Consider the following 4,807-nt stretch of genomic DNA (forward strand, 5'->3'; position numbering starts at 1 on the left):
ACCCGTTTGTCGGCTAGGGGTGGTATTTCGGACTAGCTATCTGATAAGAAGCGCATAAACAAAGACCCCGCATGAATACGGGGTCTTTCATCACTGGCCGGATTTTGTAATCACCTTATGGCCAGTGGCCCTTGGTAGGGTCTTAATGCGGATGCTATGCAGTGCCGCAACGACGACTCGTTAGGCCGCTACACGTTGTAATTCACCAGCTGTCATTTGGATGTTGTTTTCGTTCATCATTCTTTTCACCTTGTCATAGGCTTCTTCATTGATGTTTTTGCAGATTTCTGGTCCTCGCTGAGCAACCATTTCATTAAAAATTTTCATCAGAGGAAGAAAGTCGTCCTCATCAAGGTTGCTAATTTGAGGTAAAAGAACTTCATCATAAAAATGCCTTAAGCCCTTGAGTTTGAATCCAATAACATTGATGCGTTCTAGGTCGTAAATCAGCGTCAGATATTCATCTATTCGTCTTTCAACGGCAATATCGTCAACCATCATGAATTCGATAAAATCCATAGACGGCGCATAAAAAGCGCAGGCTTTATACTCACCGTACGGTATATTGATAGTTTTGGTTGCTTGTTTCGGTTTTTTAAACATCAAATTCTACCTCCTCTTCGTATCGGTTTTTATGGTCTATTGGTTTTTCATCGTGGCTTGTCTCAACCCAAGTCCAATTTACTATTAGCCCTTTGATTTCAGTTTCACTGTGCTGAAAAAATTCGACATATGTAACAAAACAAAGGTCGTCTGGTATTTCGACCTTTTTAGCCACACATGTCATTGATGGTTCATATCTATAACTTTCTTTAGGATGTGTAACATAGGCATATATGCCCGAACCATCATCTCCACCATTACGTGGTCTTTTGATTCCTCTAAAAATATATTTTGTATTCTTTAGGCTGACTAAATCATCAATTTCGTCAATCAAGTTTATGTCCAGTTGGACACCCACAATTAATGTATAGGCTTCAAATATTTTAGTAGTACGTCTAGTATTTTTGTAATTTCTTAAAATTTCAGGCGCAAATTCAAAAGTAACCTCTTCATTATTACTGCGTAATCCTGATGGTACCGGAGCTTCAATTTTAATTTCATCTAGGCTTGGCATTAGTCACCAAAATCAGGATTAGTTTAGTTTCTATTTATAAAGAGGAAAAGTTAACAGAAGATTAATTTCTACACTTTTTTTCAACTTTATCGCTATTCATGCCCATCCCCTCACCATAGCGTGAGGGGTGTTAACAAATGGTTAATGGTGTCATTTTGTGGCCTGACTTGAGTAAATTAATGCTCAAATTAACCTTTTGATGGTCTGTCGGCTGGCCGCAATCCCGCATGACTCTTTGATGATGGGGCGATGGCAGCACTGGATTTGCCATTCTGGGGGTCGCCTCGTATGGTTGTTGTGCCACAAGCACGACTAAAAACCTTACGTTTTACAAGCGACCCCTTGTCGGGTCGCCTGCTGAATATAATACCCTTTGGGGAATAAGCAGGAACTTCGCTTGTAACCGTAAGGTATAAGAAAGTTGTGTTGTGGCCGGCCTGATACCAGGGTGGCCCTTTTCATGATCGCGTCACATGCCTCTGCCTTTGCTGTTCGGGTCGCCGTAAAGCGATAGGCCGTCGGTGCACAGGGGGGCGTCATGCGAGATGACAAAATTTCACTAGCCAAGACACCAATAGGTAAAATCCCACTGGGCGAGATTCCACTGGGCGAGACCTCACTGGGCAAAATCTTACGCGGTAATATGCCCTGGGGCATCATCGCCCGATGCGCATTCATGCACCTGCCGAAATTAAAGATGGTGCTGATGATGATCGTGGGCATGGGGGGAATCGGGCTGATGGGGTGCACGCCCATAGCGCCGGATCATAAGGCGCAGATCAACGCCAATTCATTTGATGATTATTGTGCCAATCGCGCCGCCGACGGGGTGCATCTGCCGCTATGCAGACAGGATCAAGCTGGCCGGATGCTGGCGCTTTATGCGTTTGAAAATCGCTGTGATGCTATCGAAGGGGGGATTGCCGATTGCCTATATCTGCGCGCTGAAATAGACCGGCTGATCCAGCGTGATCTGGATCAGGCCATAGACCGGGCTTGGCCGCTGGTTAGCCCTTGATGTGGTGCGCATGTCTGGTGGCAATCTGTCTTTTAAACTATCTGAGATTGATAAGGTATGTGAGTAAAATACTACTTTAGATTGTGTAATGCTTTCAGGCTATAAATTTTATATAATATAAATAGTAATATAGGTATATTTCATTTAGCCACATATTTGACTTTTAATGACGCTACAATTATATAAATCATATAGTTGTGTGAAATGATTATATGTGGCTATCTAAAAATGAGCCATAATACCGACTTGGTTCTTTGATTTGTCATGCAAGGAGGCGAAACAATGACACATCCAAAATCAGTTTCGGTTGCTTACAAAAAGGTGAATGACATTCATTTTTTCTGGTCGGCTGACAGCCATCTGACGGGCTTGCTGGCAACAGCGACTGAAATTCCGACGGTGGTTAAAGAAGTCAGCGATCAGCTTGCCATTCTGCTTGGCGGCACATGGGCACCGGACGAAAATACGAAATCAGTTCTGCAAGAACTTGAGACAGATAGTGATAATGTGATGGATTGCCTTCCCACGGGCACTAGTTTTATTGGGGTTCATTGGATGTCTGAAGCCGCCTGAGGTGACGTTCGACGAAATACAGCGACGCATGGTTGATAATGGCGCGCGTATTATGGAAGAAACCAATCGAGCTGTCCGCATTGAATGGCGTAATAGCGTTATGTTTATCCCGAAGCCCGCTACCGGCGACCATTATACCCAAGCCGAACTAGATCAGATCAGAAATGTAATCCTTCAAAATACGGAAGGTGAGCTGATATTAACCTTCAATGGTGATGTGAGCGCTGATTAGAACAGGCGTGACATATTACCACACCTCTCTCATTCATACTCACATGTGACCCCGCCGGATTACCCGATTAAAGCGGGTTCGGCGTCATCCTGGGCAGGCAGTAATTTCAGCTCATTGGCTTTGTCGCGCACGGCCTTTTGCAATTTTTCAAAGGCACGCACTTCGATCTGGCGGATACGTTCGCGGCTGACATTAAATTCACTCGCAAGGTCTTCTAGTGTCAAAGGCGGTTCGGCAAGGCGGCGCGCTTGCAGAATGCGCTGTTCGCGTTCGTTCAGCCCCTTCATAGCATCCATCATCAGATTCGCTCTGGCCGAATATTCTTCATGCTCGGCAAAGCTGGTTTCCTGATCGACTGTGTCATCTTCCAGCCAGTCCTGCCATTCGCCCGTGCCTTCACCATCGCGGCTAAGCGGCACATTCAGCGAACGGTCATTGCCAGCCATACGCTGATTCATCGACATGACTTCGGCTTCGGTGACATTCAATTTATCGGCAATATGGGTGACCTGTTCGGGTTTGAGATCGCCTTCATCAATGGCCTGAATCTGCCCCTTGATCCGGCGCAGATTAAAAAACAGTTTTTTCTGACCAGCCGTGGTGCCGATTTTAACCAATGACCAGCTGCGCAGGATATATTCCTGAATCGCCGCTTTGATCCACCACATGGCATAGGTAGCCAGACGGAAACCCTTTTCAGGCTCGAATTTCTTGACCGCATGCATCATGCCCAAATTGCCTTCGGAAATCAGGTCGGCAACAGGCAAACCATAACCGCGATAGCCCATGGCAATTTTGGCAACAAGGCGCAAATGGCTGGTCACCAGCTGATGCGCTGATTCAACATCGCCTTTTTCTTTCCACGCTTTTGCCAGCATATATTCCTGCTCTGGCTCAAGCATGGGAAACGCACGGATTTGCTCAAGATAGCGCGACAGATTACCGTCGGGGCTAAGAACGGGCATGCTGGTTTTGGGCTTTGAAGTTGCGGTTGCCATTTATGTCTCCTGTTGCGGGGCATTGCCTAGCAATATTCATGTCTTTATTTTTACTCTGAGCAATTATACATGTAAAGAGGGCGGGATTAAGGCAGTTTTCGGCAAAAGTATTTTCTATGCTATTCTCAATTTTAGAGATAGCTACAGGCCTTTGGCGCGCATGGCGACAGTATCTTCCATTAGGCTCTGTAAGGCGGCCATATCTGGCGGCATCGGGGCGGTAAAGGCCAGCGTTTCACCTGTTATCGGATGCTCGAAACCCAGATGAACAGCATGAAGTGCCTGACGGCCAAAAGCCCGCATTTGTGCCAGACCGGTGCGCGCCCGTGTATCAGGCATTTGTCCGGCACGAGGGGCGCGGCCATAAAGCGGATCGCCAATCACCGGATGACCAATATGTGCCATATGCACACGGATCTGATGCGTGCGTCCGGTTTCTAATGTGCATTCAACCAGACTGCCAAAGGGCGGCAAGGTGCGCATAACACGCCAATGCGTGATGGCATGGCGTCCGCGTGGATTTACCGCCTGTTTTTTGCGGTCATGCGTTGCGCGGCCAAGCGGGGCATCGACCATGCCGTCACGGTCAACACCTGTGCCCCAGACCAATGCGTGATAGCGGCGGTCAAGGTCATGCGCAGCGAACATGCTGGTCAGTGTATGATGCGCGCCATCGGTTTTGGCGGCCATCATAACGCCTGATGTGTCCTTATCGAGCCGATGGACGATGCCGGGGCGCATGACCCCGCCAATACCGGTCAGGCTATCACCGCAATGCGCGATCAACGCATTGACTAATGTGCCTGTTAGCGATCCGGGGGCCGGATGCACCACCATGCCAGCAGGTTTATTCAGCACGATGATATGGG

Annotated in this window: 7 protein-coding genes; 3 read left to right on the top strand and 4 right to left on the bottom strand. The window is 47.4% G+C overall.

The window, feature by feature from the left end; all coding sequences use genetic code 11:
• Positions 1-180: 180 nt before the first annotated feature.
• Both ACTF7Q_RS10080 and ACTF7Q_RS10085 read right to left on the bottom strand, forming a co-directional pair.
• The gene (locus ACTF7Q_RS10080; protein WP_438997706.1) at positions 181-603 is read right to left on the bottom strand and encodes a hypothetical protein; all 423 of its coding nucleotides are present in this window, start codon (positions 601-603) and stop codon (positions 181-183) included.
• Positions 596-1,117 carry a hypothetical protein gene (locus tag ACTF7Q_RS10085; RefSeq protein ID WP_438997707.1) on the bottom strand — a complete coding sequence of 174 codons (522 nt, stop codon included), beginning with the start codon at positions 1,115-1,117 and terminating at the stop codon, positions 596-598. Before ACTF7Q_RS10085 ends, ACTF7Q_RS10080 begins: the two co-directional genes overlap by 8 nt.
• 538 nt (positions 1,118-1,655) lie before the next feature.
• Here ACTF7Q_RS10085 and ACTF7Q_RS10090 point away from each other — a divergent pair.
• The 3 genes from ACTF7Q_RS10090 to ACTF7Q_RS10100 all read left to right on the top strand — a co-directional run bounded on the left by ACTF7Q_RS10090 (position 1,656) and on the right by ACTF7Q_RS10100 (position 2,940).
• Positions 1,656-2,135 (top strand): hypothetical protein, encoded by a 480-nt coding sequence (locus ACTF7Q_RS10090; protein WP_438997708.1) that lies wholly within the window; start codon positions 1,656-1,658, stop codon positions 2,133-2,135.
• Between the two features lie 282 nt (positions 2,136-2,417).
• Positions 2,418-2,708, top strand: a complete 291-nt coding sequence (locus ACTF7Q_RS10095; RefSeq protein WP_438997709.1) for a hypothetical protein — start codon at positions 2,418-2,420, stop codon at positions 2,706-2,708.
• Position 2,709: 1 nt separating this feature from the next.
• Positions 2,710-2,940 carry a hypothetical protein gene (locus tag ACTF7Q_RS10100; RefSeq protein ID WP_438997710.1) on the top strand — a complete coding sequence of 77 codons (231 nt, stop codon included), beginning with the start codon at positions 2,710-2,712 and terminating at the stop codon, positions 2,938-2,940.
• Positions 2,941-2,999: 59 nt separating this feature from the next.
• Here the strand turns inward: ACTF7Q_RS10100 and rpoH are convergent, their stop codons facing one another.
• Both rpoH and ACTF7Q_RS10110 read right to left on the bottom strand, forming a co-directional pair.
• Positions 3,000-3,938 carry an RNA polymerase sigma factor RpoH gene (gene rpoH, locus ACTF7Q_RS10105; protein ID WP_438997711.1) on the bottom strand — a complete coding sequence of 313 codons (939 nt, stop codon included), beginning with the start codon at positions 3,936-3,938 and terminating at the stop codon, positions 3,000-3,002.
• Between the two features lie 141 nt (positions 3,939-4,079).
• A partial coding sequence (locus ACTF7Q_RS10110) for an RluA family pseudouridine synthase (protein ID WP_438997712.1) occupies positions 4,080-4,807 on the bottom strand: 728 nt, incomplete at its 5' end.

The sequence above is a fragment of the Puniceispirillum sp. (SeqCode) genome, from assembly GCF_965657105.1.
GTDB lineage: Bacteria > Pseudomonadota > Alphaproteobacteria > Puniceispirillales > Puniceispirillaceae > Puniceispirillum.

Coding starts and splice junctions, on each gene's coding strand:
- ACTF7Q_RS10085 (WP_438997707.1), bottom strand. CDS start 1,117: ATGCCAAGCCTAGATGAAATTAAAATTGAAGCTCCGGTACCATCAGGA.
- rpoH (WP_438997711.1), bottom strand. CDS start 3,938: ATGGCAACCGCAACTTCAAAGCCCAAAACCAGCATGCCCGTTCTTAGC.
- ACTF7Q_RS10080 (WP_438997706.1), bottom strand. CDS start 603: ATGTTTAAAAAACCGAAACAAGCAACCAAAACTATCAATATACCGTAC.
- ACTF7Q_RS10095 (WP_438997709.1), top strand. CDS start 2,418: ATGACACATCCAAAATCAGTTTCGGTTGCTTACAAAAAGGTGAATGAC.
- ACTF7Q_RS10090 (WP_438997708.1), top strand. CDS start 1,656: ATGCGAGATGACAAAATTTCACTAGCCAAGACACCAATAGGTAAAATC.